At 54.1% G+C, this 16,375-nt stretch carries 15 protein-coding genes; 7 read left to right on the top strand and 8 right to left on the bottom strand.

From position 1 onward, the window contains the following. Positions 1-238 precede the first annotated feature (238 nt). The 7 genes from leuA to Q0X64_RS01635 all read left to right on the top strand — a co-directional run bounded on the left by leuA (position 239) and on the right by Q0X64_RS01635 (position 10,827). The gene (gene leuA / locus Q0X64_RS01605; protein ID WP_297808132.1) at positions 239-1,939 is read left to right on the top strand and encodes a 2-isopropylmalate synthase; all 1,701 of its coding nucleotides are present in this window, start codon (positions 239-241) and stop codon (positions 1,937-1,939) included. Between the two features lie 210 nt (positions 1,940-2,149). Further along, positions 2,150-2,410 carry a hypothetical protein gene (locus Q0X64_RS01610; RefSeq protein ID WP_297808135.1) on the top strand — a complete coding sequence of 87 codons (261 nt, stop codon included), beginning with the start codon at positions 2,150-2,152 and terminating at the stop codon, positions 2,408-2,410. Positions 2,411-2,559: 149 nt separating this feature from the next. Next, positions 2,560-3,042 (top strand): LEA type 2 family protein, encoded by a 483-nt coding sequence (locus Q0X64_RS01615; protein WP_297808138.1) that lies wholly within the window; start codon positions 2,560-2,562, stop codon positions 3,040-3,042. Between the two features lie 63 nt (positions 3,043-3,105). Next, positions 3,106-4,815 (top strand): potassium/proton antiporter, encoded by a 1,710-nt coding sequence (locus Q0X64_RS01620; RefSeq protein ID WP_297808141.1) that lies wholly within the window; start codon positions 3,106-3,108, stop codon positions 4,813-4,815. A gap of 72 nt (positions 4,816-4,887) precedes the next feature. Beyond that, positions 4,888-8,586 carry a methionine synthase gene (gene metH, locus Q0X64_RS01625; RefSeq protein WP_297808142.1) on the top strand — a complete coding sequence of 1,233 codons (3,699 nt, stop codon included), beginning with the start codon at positions 4,888-4,890 and terminating at the stop codon, positions 8,584-8,586. After that, on the top strand, positions 8,586-8,789 hold the full coding sequence (locus tag Q0X64_RS01630; protein WP_297808143.1) for a SlyX family protein: 204 nt from the start codon (positions 8,586-8,588) through the stop codon (positions 8,787-8,789). Before metH ends, Q0X64_RS01630 begins: the two co-directional genes overlap by 1 nt. Continuing rightward, complete coding sequence (locus tag Q0X64_RS01635) at positions 8,761-10,827, top strand: GNAT family N-acetyltransferase (RefSeq protein ID WP_297808145.1); 2,067 nt, start codon at positions 8,761-8,763, stop codon at positions 10,825-10,827. Before Q0X64_RS01630 ends, Q0X64_RS01635 begins: the two co-directional genes overlap by 29 nt. On the opposite strand, the gene Q0X64_RS01640 is transcribed toward Q0X64_RS01635, so the two are convergent. The 8 genes from Q0X64_RS01640 to Q0X64_RS01675 are packed head-to-tail and all read right to left on the bottom strand — an operon-like array spanning position 10,776 to position 16,356. After that, the gene (locus tag Q0X64_RS01640) at positions 10,776-11,150 is read right to left on the bottom strand and encodes a Rieske (2Fe-2S) protein (RefSeq protein WP_297808148.1); all 375 of its coding nucleotides are present in this window, start codon (positions 11,148-11,150) and stop codon (positions 10,776-10,778) included. The genes Q0X64_RS01635 and Q0X64_RS01640 overlap by 52 nt on opposite strands. Before the next feature lie 2 nt (positions 11,151-11,152). Beyond that, the gene (locus tag Q0X64_RS01645) at positions 11,153-12,010 is read right to left on the bottom strand and encodes a PfkB family carbohydrate kinase (protein ID WP_297808151.1); all 858 of its coding nucleotides are present in this window, start codon (positions 12,008-12,010) and stop codon (positions 11,153-11,155) included. Between the two features lie 37 nt (positions 12,011-12,047). Beyond that, entirely contained in the window at positions 12,048-12,695 is a 648-nt protein-coding gene (locus Q0X64_RS01650; RefSeq protein ID WP_297808155.1) for an adenylate kinase, read from the bottom strand. A 41-nt stretch (positions 12,696-12,736) separates the two neighbouring features. Then, on the bottom strand, positions 12,737-13,588 hold the full coding sequence (locus tag Q0X64_RS01655) for an HDOD domain-containing protein (RefSeq protein WP_297808158.1): 852 nt from the start codon (positions 13,586-13,588) through the stop codon (positions 12,737-12,739). Then, positions 13,579-13,725: a hypothetical protein gene (locus Q0X64_RS01660; protein ID WP_297808161.1), complete on the bottom strand. Its 147-nt coding sequence runs from the start codon at positions 13,723-13,725 to the stop codon at positions 13,579-13,581. The genes Q0X64_RS01655 and Q0X64_RS01660 overlap by 10 nt, the downstream gene beginning before the upstream one ends. Continuing rightward, entirely contained in the window at positions 13,722-14,705 is a 984-nt protein-coding gene (locus Q0X64_RS01665) for a S49 family peptidase (RefSeq protein ID WP_297808164.1), read from the bottom strand. The genes Q0X64_RS01660 and Q0X64_RS01665 overlap by 4 nt, the downstream gene beginning before the upstream one ends. A gap of 35 nt (positions 14,706-14,740) precedes the next feature. Then, on the bottom strand, positions 14,741-15,403 hold the full coding sequence (locus Q0X64_RS01670) for an HAD-IA family hydrolase (RefSeq protein ID WP_297808167.1): 663 nt from the start codon (positions 15,401-15,403) through the stop codon (positions 14,741-14,743). Then, positions 15,400-16,356, bottom strand: a complete 957-nt coding sequence (locus Q0X64_RS01675; protein WP_297808170.1) for an RluA family pseudouridine synthase — start codon at positions 16,354-16,356, stop codon at positions 15,400-15,402. Before Q0X64_RS01675 ends, Q0X64_RS01670 begins: the two co-directional genes overlap by 4 nt. Positions 16,357-16,375 lie beyond the last annotated feature (19 nt).

Below are 16,375 nucleotides of genomic sequence, written 5' to 3' on the forward strand. Positions count from 1 at the left end.
CCTTTAAGAAAGATTTTAATGCAATATTGGCAATTTAATTCTGTTGCAACCTCTCTATACTATTGTTCATAGCTGAAACCGGCAGCGGACGAGCCATAAGCTCTCGCTGGCACGAGTGGTCCCACATCATCAAAAGTGATGGTCGATGCTCGTCAGCCTCCAGTTAACCCGGCTGGAATGGTCAGTGAATCGCCAAAGTTATCAGCTAGCCATATTTATTTATTGTCAGGAGTCAGCAATGATTAGCCATCCCGCTCAGAAATATCGCCGCTTTGAGCCTATCCAACTGCCCGTTCGGCAGTGGCCCAATGCCGTGCTGGATAAGCCACCCACCTGGATGAGCACCGATCTGCGTGATGGTAATCAGGCGCTGATTGACCCGATGTCGGTGGACACCAAGCTGCGTTATTTCGATGAGCTGGTGCGTATCGGCTTTAAAGAAATTGAAGTAGGTTTCCCATCGGCTTCTGATACTGACTTCACCGTGGTGCGTCGCCTGATTGAAGAAAACCGCATTCCGGATGACGTCACCATTGAAGTGCTGACTCAGGCGCGGGAAGACCTGATTGCCCGCACCGTTGAATCATTGAAAGGGGCACGCCGCGCAATCCTGCATATGTATAACCCGGTATCACCGACATTCCGTGAAGTGGTCTATCGGACTGACAAAGCCGGCGTGAAAGCCATTGCCGAGCGTGGCACGCGCTGGGTGAAAGAGATGACGGCCAAACAGCCGGACACCGAGTGGGTCTACCAGTATTCACCGGAAGTCTTTTCCAGCACCGAAGTCGAGTTTGCCAGAGAGGTCTGTGATGCGGTGTCGGCTATATGGCAGCCGACGCCGGAGCAGAAAATGATCCTGAACCTGCCGGCTACGGTGGAAATGTCGACGCCCAATACCTATGCCGACCAGATCGAATGGATGCACCGCAACCTCAATAATCGCGACAGCATTATTCTGAGTGTGCATCCACATAATGACCGTGGCACCGCCGTGGCGGCTGCTGAACTGGCGGTGATGGCGGGAGCCGACCGGGTGGAAGGTTGCCTGTTTGGTAATGGCGAGCGTACCGGTAATGTCGATCTGGTCACCCTGGCATTGAACCTGTACTCACAGGGCATTGATCCGGGCCTGGATTTCACCCAGATCGATCAGATCCGCCAAATGTACGAGGAAACTACGCAGTTGCCGGTCCACCCGCGTCATCCCTATGCCGGTGAACTGGTGTTTACCGCCTTCTCCGGCTCGCATCAGGATGCCATCAAGAAAGGCTTTGCGGTGCAGAATGAGGCCAGTCACTGGCAGGTGCCTTATTTGCCCATCGACCCTGCTGATCTGAACCGTAGCTACGATGCTGTGGTGCGGGTCAACAGCCAGTCCGGTAAGGGCGGGGTCAGTTTCCTGTTGCAGCAGTCCGCGGGCTTTGAATTGCCGCGCCGTTTGCAGATTGAGTTCAGCAAAATCGTGCAGAAAGTCAGTGATGCCACCAGTAAGGAAGTTGATTCAGCCAATATTGTCAGTCTGTTTGAAGCTTCTTACTTGCAGGTGCAGGCGCCTTATCGCTACCTGAGCAGTCATGTGATTGATGAGGAAACCAGTGATGTGGTGACCAGAATGGTGATTGAACATGACGGTCAGCGCCTGGAGTTAGGGGGCCACGGCAATGGGCCGCTTGATGCTGCTGCCAAAGGGATTAGCGAACATCTCGGACAGGAAGTGACGGTGGCGGATTATCATGAACACGGTATGAGCGCTGGTTCTGACGCCGCTGCTGTGAGTTATGTTGAGGTCAAAGTCGGCGATAAAGCCACGGTTTTCGGTGTGGGCCAGGATAAAAATATCACCACGGCGGCGATCAAGGCCTTGATTAACGGCGTCAACCGGGTGATTACCAGCGATGCTAATGATGTTGAGCAACTGGAGCAGGCCATTTCCTGATACGGGAGGAAGGCTGTCACGGGAATTGTCAGTATAATCCTGAGTGAAGCCTAAATTAAAAGTTAAGTATATGATTTAAAATGTAAAAATATTAATTTTAACGTGTTTGAACAGGTCGAACCATTTCGTTAGAGTGAACTCGAACTCGACAGCACCAGAAAATAATTAGGTGCAAATTATCATGTTTGAGCCATCAAACAAGGAGGAAACATGTTGAAACAAAGCTTAATGACACTACTGGTTTCGCTGCTGTTCGCGATGACGCCAGCATTGGCAGAACATCACAATGCCGATGAGCATAAAGGCAGCGAGCATCCCGCCCACGAAATGGGCGAAGCTGAAAATCAGGCTGCAGAAGGTGAAAAAAAGCTGAAAGAGGATTACAAGGAAAACCTTGAAGAGGCTGAAGACGCAGCTAACGCACCCCATCCCGCTCACGAAATGGGCGAAGAGGATGTACTTGATGAGTAGTTAATACCTGCTGATCACCTTCTATTGAAAGCGCGGCATGCCCGTTGGGTATGCCGCGTTTTTTTATGTCATCAGGAAATTGATATCGATCATGCCGCCAATCCTGGCAACTTGCTAAACTGAGCGCCATGTTTAACAGAGAGCCCCTTATGCCTTATTTCAAAAGACTGTTGCTGGTATTGATGCTGATGGCCTTATCAGCCTGTGCCAGTCTCTGGTCGAGTTATGAAAAACCGCAGGTCAGTATTACCTCTTTCAGTGTGGCCCCCGGAACGACCGGCGCCACACCCACTTTCCTGATTGGGTTGCGGGTGGTGAACCCTAACCGCAAAGCGCTGCCGTTGCAGGGTATGAGTTACAGCCTTGAAGTTGAAGATCAGCGTGTGCTCAGCGGCGCTGAACCCAATCTGCCCGAACTACCGGGCTATGGTACTGCCGAGTTCACCATTAATGCCGTCCCTGATTTGCTGGGCAGCGCCCGTCTTCTCAATCAATTGTTGTCGAGACGGCAAGAAAATCTTGGCTATCGTTTTAAAGCCAAGTTTGATGTTGGCGGACTGCTACCCTACCTCACACTGGAAGAGCGCGGTGAGTTTGGTTTGAGCAACAGCGACAGGAATTCTGCCTATTAGCCGCGAGCCCCGGTTTTCGTGGTGGTTATAATAATCTGAAAACAGGTTTCTGACTGGTTGTCTATGGATTCGATTAATACTTTATTTTTGTTAAGCGGTTTTCTGATCGCGCTCAGCATTCTGGCCAGCCGCCTGTCTTCGTTGTTTGGTTTGCCGCTGCTGATTATCTTCCTGGCGCTGGGCATGCTTGCCGGTGAAGACGGACTGCTGGGCATTCAGTTTGATGACTATTCGAAAGCTTTTCTGATTGGTCACCTGGCGCTGGCGATGATTCTGCTGGATGGTGGACTGCGCACGCGGCTGAAAACCTTCCGTGTCGGCTTCAAACCGGCTTTATCTATGGCGACACTGGGCGTGTTTGTCACCAGTGGCATCGTCGGCCTGATCGCCACTTGGGTGTTTGAACTCAGCTTGCTGGAAGGCCTGCTGATAGGGGCCATTGTCGGTTCAACGGATGCCGCTGCGGTGTTTTCCATGCTGCGCGGTCAGGGCATCAATATCAATGAGCGGGTGGCCGCCACCCTGGAAATTGAGTCCGGTACCAATGATCCGATGGCGATCTTCCTGACGCTGCTGTTGATTGAAATGCTGGTGGGCGACTTTCAGACACCGCTGGACTCGGTGGTATTTTTCTTCCAGCAGTTTGGTCTGGGCATTGCGGTCGGTCTGGCCGGGGGTTGGTTGACCACAAGGATGCTCAGCAAAGTGGAACTGGCACCGGCCCTGTATTCTTTGCTGGCACTGGCCATGGGCTTTTCCAGCTTTGGTCTGGCCAGTTTTATCGGTGGTAGTGGTTTCCTGGCGATTTATCTGTGCGGTTTGTTGATCGGTAATCATCCGGGCCGCCATGTGCAGCATATTCTGCCCGTGCATGACGGTCTGGCCTGGCTCAGTCAGATTGGCTTGTTCCTGGTGCTGGGTTTATTGGTGACCCCCAGTGAAATGCTGCAGTTTGCGCTGCCATCCTTACTTATCGCGCTGGCTTTGATTTTTATTGCCAGACCGCTGGCGGTGCTGCTGACCATTACCCCGTTTTTTAAATTCCGTAAGCGTGAGCTGGGCTTTATTTCCTGGGTCGGACTGCGCGGTGCGGTGCCCATTGTCTTGGCGATTTTTCCGGTGATTGGCGGTGTGGAAAATGCCAGTCTGTATTTCAACGTGGCTTTTGCCGTGGTGCTGTTATCTTTATTGATTCAGGGCGGAACCCTGTCACCGATGGCAAGACTGATGCGGATTCAGGTCCCCAAAGGCGTGGCGCCGCAGCAACGCGGTTCGCTGGGGATCCTGCCAGAAAATGATTACGAAATGTATGTCTACAAGGTGGAAAACCCCAGCCTTGACGATCAGCCTATTCAACTGTTGCAGTTCCCGTCAGGCGCGCTGATTTCGGGCCTGTTCCGCGGCCGGGTAATGCTGCACCCCAAGGGCAATACCCGGCTGCGTATCGGTGATGTGTTGTGCGTGATCAGCCGCGAAGAGGATCTGGAGCAACTCAACCTGATCTTTAATGGTGAAACCAAACTGGCTAAAGCCCAACAGGCCTTCTTCGGCGCTTTTGTGCTCAATGGTGATGCGCCGCTGATTGAGGTTGCCAAGGCGTACGGGCTGACAGTCAGTGGTCGTCAGCAGCATCTGACCCTGGGCGAGTTTATCTCCCGCCGCGTGGGCGGTCACCCAGTGGTAGGCGATGATGTCCACTGGCACGGCATTCACTGGGTGGTCAAGGAAGTAGAAGGCGATAACATCATTAAAGTCGGCATGCGGCTGTACTGACAACGGCACTGACTGGTCGAGGATCTGCTATAATTTGCTGTTTTTTCGACCCTAATCCGGAACACCGACTGCATGACCGTTTACCACCAACTCCACGCCTTGCTTGAAGAAAAAATCCTGATCCTCGATGGCGGGATGGGGACGCTGATCCAGAGCTATCAACTGGAAGAGAAGGATTTTCGTGGGGAGCGCTTTGAAAACCATCCTTGTGATGTCAAAGGCAATAATGACCTGCTGTCGCTGACCCAGCCCGATATCATCCGGGATATCCACCGCGCCTACTTTGAAGCCGGCGCCGATATTGTTGAGACCAACACCTTTAACGGCACCTCGATCGCGATGGCCGATTACCAGATGGAAGATCTGGTCTACGAACTCAATAAAGTCTCAACCGAACTGGCCCGCGAAGTCGCCGATGAATTCACCGCGGCCAACCCGGACAAACCGCGCTTTGTAACCGGTGTTTTAGGCCCCACCAACCGCACCGCCAGTATTTCACCGGATGTGAATAATCCGGGTTTCCGTAACGTCACTTTTGATGAGCTGGTCGAGGCCTATACCGAGGCGATACGTGGTCTGGTCGATGGCGGCGTGGACCTGCTGCTGGTGGAGACGGTGTTCGATACCCTCAACGCCAAAGCCGCCTTGTTTGCTATCGACAAGTTCTGTGAAGACCATGCTATCCATCTGCCGGTGATGATCTCCGGCACCATTACCGATGCCAGTGGCCGTACCCTGTCGGGTCAGACGGCTGAAGCCTTCTGGAATTCGCTGTCGCATATCAAACCCCTCAGTATTGGCCTGAACTGTGCCTTGGGTGCCGAGCAGTTGCGTCAGTACGTGGAAGAATTGTCCAACGTCGTCACCACCTATGTCAGCGCCCACCCCAACGCCGGCCTGCCCAATGAGTTCGGTGAGTACGACGAATCCCCGGAAGTAATGGCGGCGCAAATCAAGGAATGGGCCGAGTCAGGCTTTCTGAATATTGTCGGTGGCTGTTGTGGTACCGCGCCGGCACATATCAAGGCGATTGCCGAAGCCGTTGAAGGCATCAAACCCCGTCAGCCGGTGGAAGACTTGCATCATTGCCGCCTGAGCGGACTGGAACCACTTAATATCACCGAAGACAGCCTGTTTGTGAACGTCGGTGAGCGGACTAATGTCACCGGTTCAAAACGTTTCGCCCGCCTGATCAAAGAAGGTGATTACGACACGGCGCTGGAAGTCGCCCGGCAGCAGGTCGAAAACGGTGCCCAGATCATCGATATCAATATGGATGAGGGCATGCTGGAGTCACAGGAAGCGATGGTGACCTTCCTCAATCTGCTGGCGGCCGAACCTGATATCAGCCGGGTGCCGGTGATGATTGACTCATCCAAATGGGAAGTTATCGAGGCCGGTCTGAAATGTATCCAGGGCAAGGGCATCGTTAACTCCATCAGTCTCAAGGAAGGCGAAGACAAGTTTATCGAGCAGGCCAAGTTGGTGCGCCGTTATGGTGCTGCTGTGATCGTGATGGCCTTTGATGAAGTAGGGCAGGCCGATACCCGTGAGCGTAAACGCGAAATCTGTACCCGCAGTTATGAAGTGCTGACCGAGAAAGTCCATTTCCCGCCGGAAGATATTATTTTCGACCCCAATATCTTCGCGGTCGCTACCGGTATTGAAGAACACAATAACTATGCGATGGACTTTATCGAGGCCACGCACGATATCAAGCAGAGCCTGCCGCATGCCAAGATCAGCGGTGGTGTGTCCAATGTGTCGTTCTCGTTCCGCGGTAATAATCCGGTGCGCGAGGCGATTCATGCCGTGTTCCTGTATCACGCCATCAAAGCCGGTATGGATATGGGTATCGTTAATGCCGGTCAGCTGGCGATTTATGACGATCTACCGGAAGAACTGCGTGAAGCCGTTGAAGACGTCATTCAAAACCGCCGCGACGATGCTACAGACCGCCTGCTGGAACTGGCAGAGAAATATAAGGGCGAGGGCGGCACTGCGGCGAAACAGGAAGACCTGAGCTGGCGTGAACTGCCGGTCGCCAAAAGACTGGAACATGCGCTGGTCAAGGGCATTGCCGATTACGTCGAAGATGATACCGAAGAAGCCCGCCAGGCTTTTGCTAAGCCTTTGGAAGTGATCGAAGGGCCGCTGATGGACGGCATGAACGTGGTCGGTGATCTGTTCGGCGAGGGCAAGATGTTCCTGCCGCAAGTGGTGAAATCAGCGCGGGTGATGAAAAAAGCCGTGGCCTATCTGATGCCGTTTATCGAGGCCGCCAAGGAAGAAGGCGATACCAGTAAAAATAACGGCAAGATCCTGATGGCCACCGTCAAAGGTGACGTGCACGATATCGGCAAAAACATTGTCGGCGTGGTGTTGCAGTGTAATAACTTCGAGGTCATCGATCTGGGCGTGATGGTGCCGGCGCAGACCATTCTCGATACCGCCCGCGAACAGAATGTCGATATTATCGGCCTGTCGGGTCTGATTACGCCGTCGTTGGATGAAATGGTGCATGTCGCCAAGGAAATGGAGCGACTGGGCTTTGAAATGCCGCTGATGATTGGTGGTGCCACCACTTCATTGATCCATACCGCGGTCAAGATTGAGCCTAACTACCACGGCTGCAGCATTTATGTGAAAGATGCCTCGCGCGCGGTGGGTGTGGCGCAGAAACTGGTCAGTAAAGATGCCCGCGACGGTTTTGTCGCCGACGTCAAACAGGATTACCAGGAAAAACGCGCCCGCCATACCGGCCGCAAAAGCACCCGTCGCCAGTTGCCGATTGGCGAAGCCCGGGCCAATAAAACCAAGATTGACTGGCAGGCTTATCAGCCCACTAAACCGGCCAAACTAGGACTGGAAGTCTTTGACGACTACCCGCTGGATGAGCTGGTGGATCGCATTGACTGGACGCCGTTTTTCCAGTCCTGGGAACTGGCCGGTAAATTCCCGCGCATCCTGGAAGATGAAATTGTGGGTGAACATGCGACCCATCTTTTCGAAGATGCTAAGAAAATGCTCAAACAGATCGTTGATGAAAAGTGGCTGAAAGCCAAGGCTGTGATCGGCCTGTTCCCGGCCAACAGCGTCAACGACGATGATATCGAGGTATACACCGATGATGAGCGCGGTGGAGTCCTGATGACGCTGCACAGTCTGCGTCAGCAGACCGAGCGGCCGCCGGGTCGGCCCAATGCGGCTTTGGCCGACTTTGTCGCGCCCAAAGACAGCGGCGTTAATGATTACATCGGCGCCTTTGCGGTCACGGCCGGGATCGGCATTGATGAGCATGTCGAGCGCTTTGAAGAAGATCATGATGATTATCACAGCATCATGCTCAAGGCGCTGGCCGATCGCCTGGCCGAAGCCTTTGCCGAGCGCATGCATGAACGGGTGCGCAAGGAATTCTGGGGCTATGCCAAAGATGAGGCGCTCGACAACGATGCCCTGATCGATGAAAAATACCGTGGCATTCGTCCGGCGCCGGGCTATCCGGCCTGTCCCGATCACACCGAGAAAGCCATGCTGTGGGAACTGATCGATCCGGTGACCCATGCCGATATGACCATTACCGAGTCATTCGCGATGTTGCCCACCGCCGCAGTAAGTGGCTTTTATTTTGCTCACCCGGAATCGCGTTATTTCGGTCTGGGTAAAATCGACCAGGATCAGGTGGAAGACTATGCCCAGCGTAAAGGCTGGGATATGCCTACCGCGGAACGCTGGCTGGGCCCGGCTTTGTCCTATGATGGGGATGATTGATGAACGACGAGATTGTTGATTTACAGACCCGCGTCGCGTTTCAGGATGGGCTGCTGGAAGACCTGAATCAGGTCGTGACCAGCCAGCAGCAACAGATTGATCGGCTGGAAAACCAGCTTAAAGCCCTCAAGTCGCAGCTGGAAAGCCTGCAACACACACAACTGGTGCAGCAGGGTGACGAACCGCCACCGCCTCACTACTGATTCGATGAACCTGCCCCAGCGACAATGTTGGATTCTGCAGGGGGAGCCGCTGATAAAGCAGGCTAGCCTGCTTTATCAGCAAGCTGATCACACTTCACGCTGCTGGTTATCCGATGAGGCTGATCGGCCTGACACAGCAATAGGCCACAAGCAAGCGCAGCAACAACTGGGCCGCGACAACCAGCTGATCGTGTTTGATGCTCGCCAGGATTTTTACGCTGATGCCTTTGGCGCCCTGGTGGGCACACTGCAGGCCGGCGGGCTAATGCTGATCCTGCTGCCAGAGCAGGCAGGGCCGTCACCCTGGTTACAGCGTTTTCTGCATATCGCCGATCAGCACGCTGCAGTCAGATTTTTCAGCGGGGATGAATCTCTGCCCGAGATCACATTGCCGGCCAAGCGGGGTCAGGCGCAAGCGATAACAGCCACCACGGAACAAACTCAGGCGATTGAGGCCGTACTGCGGGTGGTGAAAGGCCATCGACGACGGCCGCTGGTGATTTCAGCTGATCGCGGTCGCGGTAAAACGGCACTGCTGGGGATGGCAGCAGCGCAGTTGCTGCAACAGGGGAAACACCACATCCTGGTCACCGCACCCTCGGTTAATAATATTCAACCCTTAATTCAGCATGCACAGCAGGGCCTGGAAGGGGCTGTCAGCCACCGAACCGGACTGGACTGGCAGCAAGGGAAAATCCGCTTTATGGCCCCGGATACCTTGCTTGAGAATAAACCACAGACCGATCTGCTGATTGTCGATGAAGCAGCCGCGATCCCGGCCGCGATGCTGACAAAGATGCTGGAAAGCTATTCCCGCATTGTGTTCGCCACGACTTTGCATGGCTATGAAGGCACGGGCCGTGGTTTTGCCTTGCGCTTTCAGAAAACCCTCGATGAGATGACGCCTGACTGGCGCGCTATCAGTCTTAAACAGCCAGTCCGTTGGGCTGAGGATGACCCACTGGAAGCCTTCAGCTTTGATGCCCTGTTGCTTGATGCTGAACCGGTTGCAGATGCACGAATATCAATGGCCGAACATGCTGAACTCGACTTTGATCTGATTGATCGTCACAGCCTGGCCGAAGATGAAGTTTTGCTGCGGGAAGTGTTCGGTTTAATGACGCTGGCCCATTACCGGACCCGGCCCTCGGATCTGCAAATGCTGCTGGATCGCGATGATATTTCTATTGCGGTGCTGCGCTATCGTGGACATGTCCTTGCCAGTGCCTGGCTGGTGGATGAACCACCACTGGATGATGCTTTGGCGGAACAGGTTTTTGCCGGACAGCGCCGGCTCAAGGGCCAGCTTTTGCCACAATCGCTGCTGGTTCATAGCGGTCTGCCTCAGGCCGGGCAATATCGTTATCAGCGCATTATTCGTATTGCTGTGCACCCTGCCTTGCAATCACGGGGGCTCGGTAGCCTGTTGCTGGCGCAGTTGCAAAACCAAATCGCCGAGCAGGGCGATGTGCTGGGCACCAGTTTTGCCATGGAAACCCGTTTGAACTGCTTTTGGTTGAATAATGGCTTTGTGCCGGTGCGTCTCGGCCAGCACCAGGATGAAGTCAGCGGCAGCCGCTCGTTGATGCTGTTAAAGGCCATCACCGATGATGGCGCGGATCTGGTTGAGTCTGCGCGCAACCGTCTGAGCAGGGAGTGGCCGTTTTTACTGCAGACACAATTGACTGAGCTTTCGAGCGACAGTGTGGTGTTATTGTCATCGGCGCTCAAGCCGTTCGGTACAGAGCCGGATAAAGATTATCAGGCGCAGGTTCAGGCCTTTGCCCATGCCCTGCGACCGCTGGCATCCAGCCAGTTTGCCTTATGGCAATGGTTACAGCAGCAACTCACCTCAACAGCATTTCAGCAGCTTCCCCCCGATCAGCAGCAGTTGCTGGTGAAGCTGATCCTGCAACAACAGTCGATTGAAAAGGTCGCTGATAGCCTGGCTTTATCGGGCCGGGCCGAGGTGGTGAGGGCGCTGCGTCAGGCGGTTTTTGACTGCTTGTCGTCAAACTCACCGGTGGAGACCAGGTAAATCTCGTCGCTGTCGTTGATGTCGATATTCAGTGGCGTCAGGCTCTCACCGCGGCAGGGCCCGGAAAAGCAGTAGCCGTCTTCCAGTTGAAACAGCGCGCCGTGGGTTGAGCACTGGATATGCGTGCCTTCCATCGACATAAATTCATCCGGCTGCCAGTTAAGCGGAATACCCAGATGCGGACAGAAGTTCAGATAGGCACGGATGTCCCCATCCTGTTTAAGCAGGAAAAAGTTGAGCGAGTCTTCACCGATTTCAACGGTGAATTCCCGGGTCTGATATTCTTCAAGTTCGCCAGTTTGGCACAGATAAATCTTTTTCATAATCAGTGGGATAAATGTTCAAAACCATGCTGGCCACATTTCTGACCGGCCAGCCGACAGGCTGATTCCAGCGCCTGTTTGGGCGTCTGGTCATTAACCAAGGCCGAGATCAGTCCGGCATTAAAAGTATCGCCCGCACCCAGCGTATCAACGACCCGCGCTGGCGGAAAGGCCGGGCTGTGCATAATAGCTTCACCTCGGCGCAGCCAGGCACCGTCTTCGCCCCAGCTACAGGTCATCAATCCGGGCGCGGATTGCGCTTTCAGCAGGGCCTGGGCGTTGTCAAAACCACGGCTGCGGGCATAGGGCCGGGAAAACATCAGCACATCAGGCAGGTTGAACAAGTCCTCAATACCTGCACGTGGCTTTTCCACCTCCAGCGAGCAGGGGATCCCCGGGTAATGCTGACGCAGCCAGTGCAGCATCTGCCCCAGCTCTTCAACATTACGGCCCTCAAAATGAATCCAGTCAAAATCAGTCACTGCCAGATTTTTGAAATGGGCAAAAGGCAGCTCCGGACAGTCGCGGTGATGCACGATAGTGCGGCTACCGCTTTCCTCACTGACACTGATATAGGAGGTGGGCATTTTGCCCTGATTCAGACGAAGTGCAGAGCGGTAATCGATCTGGTGTCGATCAAAGTCCTGTTCCACCACGGTGGCATCGGGTTCGTTGATTAATACGCCTGCCCAGGCGCATTGGTGGCCAAGCTGGCTGAGTACCACCAGGCTATTGCTGGCATTGCCGCCACGCACCTGCTTTTGCGATAAAGCCCGGACCTCATCGTCTTCAGCCGGATAATGGCTGACCCGGTTAATGATATCGATAGTGGCGATGCCGACGGCGAGAATACGGGCCATAGGGAGAGCCGGCTCCCGCAGGAGCCGGAATCACGGTTTAGATCTTGTCGAACACGGCGCCGACCTGGTTGGTGATATTCTCGATATCACCGGTGCCGGGAATAGTGTGCAGCTTGGACTGTTCCTGGTAGTAACCGATCAGGGGCGCTGTCTGTTCTTCGTAGACTTTCAGGCGATTGCCAATAGTCTCTTCATTGTCGTCTTCACGCTGGAACAGTTCACCGCCACAGCGATCGCAGTGACCTTCGGTTTTCGGAGGTGACAAATGAATGTTGTAGATGGCGCCACAGTCCTTACAGGTACGACGGCCGGTCAGACGCTGCATCAGCTCTTCAAAAGGCACGTCCAGCAACACTACGCCCTGCAGCGGCTGGCCCAGTTCTTCCAGCATACTGTCCAATGCTTCAGCTTGCGGGATGTTGCGTGGGAAGCCATCCAGAATGTAACCATTTTTGGCGTCGTCCTCGGACAAGCGTTCGCGGATCAGGCCAATCACGATATCGTCAGATACCAGCGCGCCGGCATCCATCGCACTTTTGGCTTTTTTACCCAGTTCACTGCCGGCTTTGACCGCGGCACGCAGCAAGTCACCGGTGGAAATTTGCGGGATATTGAACTTCTTTGACAGCACCACGCCTTGAGTGCCTTTACCGGAGCCAGGGGCGCCGAGGAGAACCGTTCTCATTGTTAGCCTCTTGTTAAATTCATGAATAATGGGAATACGGGTTAATCCTGACTCAGCATCACAGCGCTGAGATCATCAATTTTCTGATCGACCTGCTCCATCAGCATCGGCATCTGAAGTTCGTTCAAAGCCAGCAGGTCCCAGGCGGTCTCATCCAGTGGTGGCACATGATTGTCGCCACTGTGGCCGAAAGGCACGGAAGATACCAGAATATCGGCGATATGGATAATCGCGACATCCACCGGGAAGTCTTCGGCCTGGGCCGGCGTGTGATGGTAGCGGGCCACTTCCTGCAATGAGTGGGGCAGGTGCCAGGCCCGCGCCAAAGCATAGCCGACTTCGGTGTGGTCAAAGCCGATCACACGTTGCTCCGCACGGAATAACACTTCATGGCCGAACTCAGCACTGCGGATGGCCTCACCGGCCAGTTCCGGCATCGACTGATACATGACCAGACTGCCGATATTATGCAGCAGGCCGGCAATAAAGAAACGCTCGGTGGCGTTCTGCCCGCATTCTTCTGCCAGCAGTCTGGCAGTGATGGCGGTGGCAAAACTGTGACGCCAGAATTGATCCATATTAATCAGAGAAGCAGGGATGCCTCTGAACGCATTGATCACCGAAGTGGCCAGCACCAGGTGAGTCAGCTCCCGTGTGCCAATAATGGTAATCGCCCGCGATATCGTATTGATTTCAGAAGGAAAGCCGTAAAACGGGCTGTTAACGATACGCAACAGGCGCGTTGCCAGCGCTGGATCGGTGTTGATCACCACGCTGATATCATCAATCGCACTGTCTGGATCCTGAATCAGTTTGTTGAGTTGAATATAGGTACTGGGCGGGGAGACCAGATCCAGTGATTTGTTGACCAGAGATTGTGCTGTCAGTCCCATTGCTCAGCCCCCGGTTTTTTATCGGCGGAAAGCTGCATATTAAACAATACTTGCATTAGCGGGTGACTCAGATCGACATAGCGAAAACGTTCTTCCCGCTTTTTGCGCTCTTCTTCACTCAGCGTTGCTTGACTCATTGCAGGCTCCATTTGCTTTTTTCGCTGATCAGGTTAGCAATGCTGCTACCCAGTTTGCCAGTGAACTGGTCAAGATAATTGGGACGCGGTGTGTAATCGATAATTTCTTCAGCACCAACCAGATCACGGGCGACCTTGCCGGAGCCGGCCAGGCCGTCAATCAGGCCCAGATCGACAGCGGTTTCACCCGACCAGAACAGGCCGCTGAATAATTCGTCGTTATCCTGCAGCCGATCGCCACGACCCGCTTTAACCACATCGATAAACTGCTGATGAATGGTATCGAGCATTTGCTGCGCGTGTTCAACATCGTCTGATTTCATCGGCAGGAACGGGTCCAGGAATGCCTTGTTGTCACCGGCAGTCAGCGAGCGACGTTCAATGCCGATTTTGTCGATCAGGCCGGTGAGGCCGAAACTGTCCATGCGCACGCCAATAGAACCGACGATGCTCGCCTTGTCGGCATAAATTTCGTCAGCCGCCACTGCAATATAGTAACCACCGGATGCGCAGACATCCTGAACCACAGCATAAACCGGGAAGTCGGGTCGTTCGGCACGCAGCCGTTGGATTTCATCATTGACCAGGCCGGCCTGAACCGGACTGCCGCCGGGCGTGTTAAGACGCAGGATCAGGCCCTTGGCAGTTTCCGATTCAAAGGCTTCGCGGATGCCCGTCACCAGTGCATCGGCATTGGCTTCGGAGTCGGCTGAAATAATGCCGCGGATATCAACCAGTGCGGTGTGTGATTCAGCGGCTGAAGACAGCTTGCCGGGTGAGTAGGCCAGGATCATAAAGCCCACCAGGTAAAGCAGAATCAGCAGTTTGAAGACATAGCCCCAGCGACGCTTGGCCCGTTGTTCCTTAATCGCCGCAAACGCCAGATCCCTGAGCACGTCGCGCTCCCAACTATTGTCGCCGCTGGCGGATTGGTTTTTTTTAGTCCCGCTTTCCGGCGGGAAGTCTCCAAATGTGGCCATCTTTTTTCTGCCCTGAATCAAAAAATACCATCATATCAAAACTCGGTGACGGCGCGACGTAACCAATGCTGAACTTGATGCAGATCATGCACGATTGCCTGAGGCTCACAGGCCAGAAGCTTGGCTTCATCATGCGCGCCGTGGGTAATGCCCAGACTGTGAGCACCGGCATTTTTGGCCATCAGCAGATCGAATTCGGTGTCACCAATCATCAGCGCATCACTGCCACTGACGCCGGTAAAGTCCATGATTTCACTGACCATTTGCGGGTGTGGCTTGGAATGACATTCATCGGCGCAGCGGGTGGCGACAAACAGGTCACCCAAGCCGGTGGCTTTCAATACCTTGTCCAGACCACGGCGGCTTTTGCCGGTGGCCACGCCCAGAAATAATTCCTGCTCGGCCAGTTCGGTCAGGAGTTCACAGGCATTGTCGAATAGCGGTGTATCGACCGGACTGTCGAGCCAGGTCTGGCGATAGCAATCGGCCAGGCTGGTCCACATGGCCGCGTTGCCGTTGGGATAGAGCGTTTGTACCGCCTCCTGCAGGCCCAGACCGATAATATGGCTGATTTGCTGGTCTTCCAGTGGGGCCAGGTCCAATTTAGTGATGGCGTGGCGCATGCAGTTGACGATATGACCGGTGGAGTCCATCAGGGTCCCATCCCAGTCAAAGATGATTAATTGGTATTGACTCATGTTGCGTCTAATTGTGTGATCAAGGTGTTGAGCGCTTCCGGGAGCGGCGCTTCCAGTTGCAAAGCATCCCCGCTGAGCGGATGTTGAATACCCAGCCGCCAGGCATGCAGGAACATGCGTTTGAGGCCGACGGTTTTCATGCTTTTATTGAATTCACGGTCGCCATATTTGTCATCACCGGCGACCGGTTGACCCAAAGATGCGGCATGCACCCGGATTTGATGGGTGCGGCCGGTGTAGAGTTTGACCTCGGTCAGTTGGGCCTGCTGCCAGCCCTGTTTTTTTATAAACAGGGTTTTGGCTTTTTTACCGGTTGGATCGATGCGCACCATGCGCTCGCCGGAAGACAGGGTATTTTTCTGCAAAGGCTGCTCCACCAGTTTTTCCAGTTCCGGCATTTCACCCTTAAGCAGGGTCAGATAGCGTTTATCAATGTCGTCCGACTGCATCTGCTGCTGCAGCTTGAGCAGGCTGTCACGGCTCTTGGCCAGCAGCAGGCAGCCCGATGTGTCGCGGTCGAGACGATGAACCAGTTCCAGAAACGGCAATTCCGCTTTGATAATACGCAATGCCTCAATCACGCCCAATTGAATCTGGCTGCCGGCATGCACGGCAAGGCCGGCGGGTTTGTTAATTGCCAGCATACAGTCATCTTCGAAAATGATATTCTCTAACAGTTGCTGTTTAAGTGAGTCTTTAACCTGGCTCGGCGGCTTTTTCTCACTGACCCGTAGCGGCGGAACGCGGACGGTATCGCCGGCCTGCAATCTATAGGTTTGTTTGATGCGTCCCTTGTTGACCCGCACTTCACCCTTACGCAAAGCCCGGTAGATACGGCTTTTAGGCACGCCTTTTTCCAGGCTGAGCAGGAAATTATCAATCCGCTGGCCGGCTTGCGGAGCAGAGATTTCGATAAACTGAACTTTTTGCGACTGCGGTTTATGGCCTGTCATTTTCCTGATCTGCCGGGGT

Source organism: uncultured Methylophaga sp., from assembly GCF_947259025.1.
Lineage (GTDB): Bacteria > Pseudomonadota > Gammaproteobacteria > Nitrosococcales > Methylophagaceae > Methylophaga.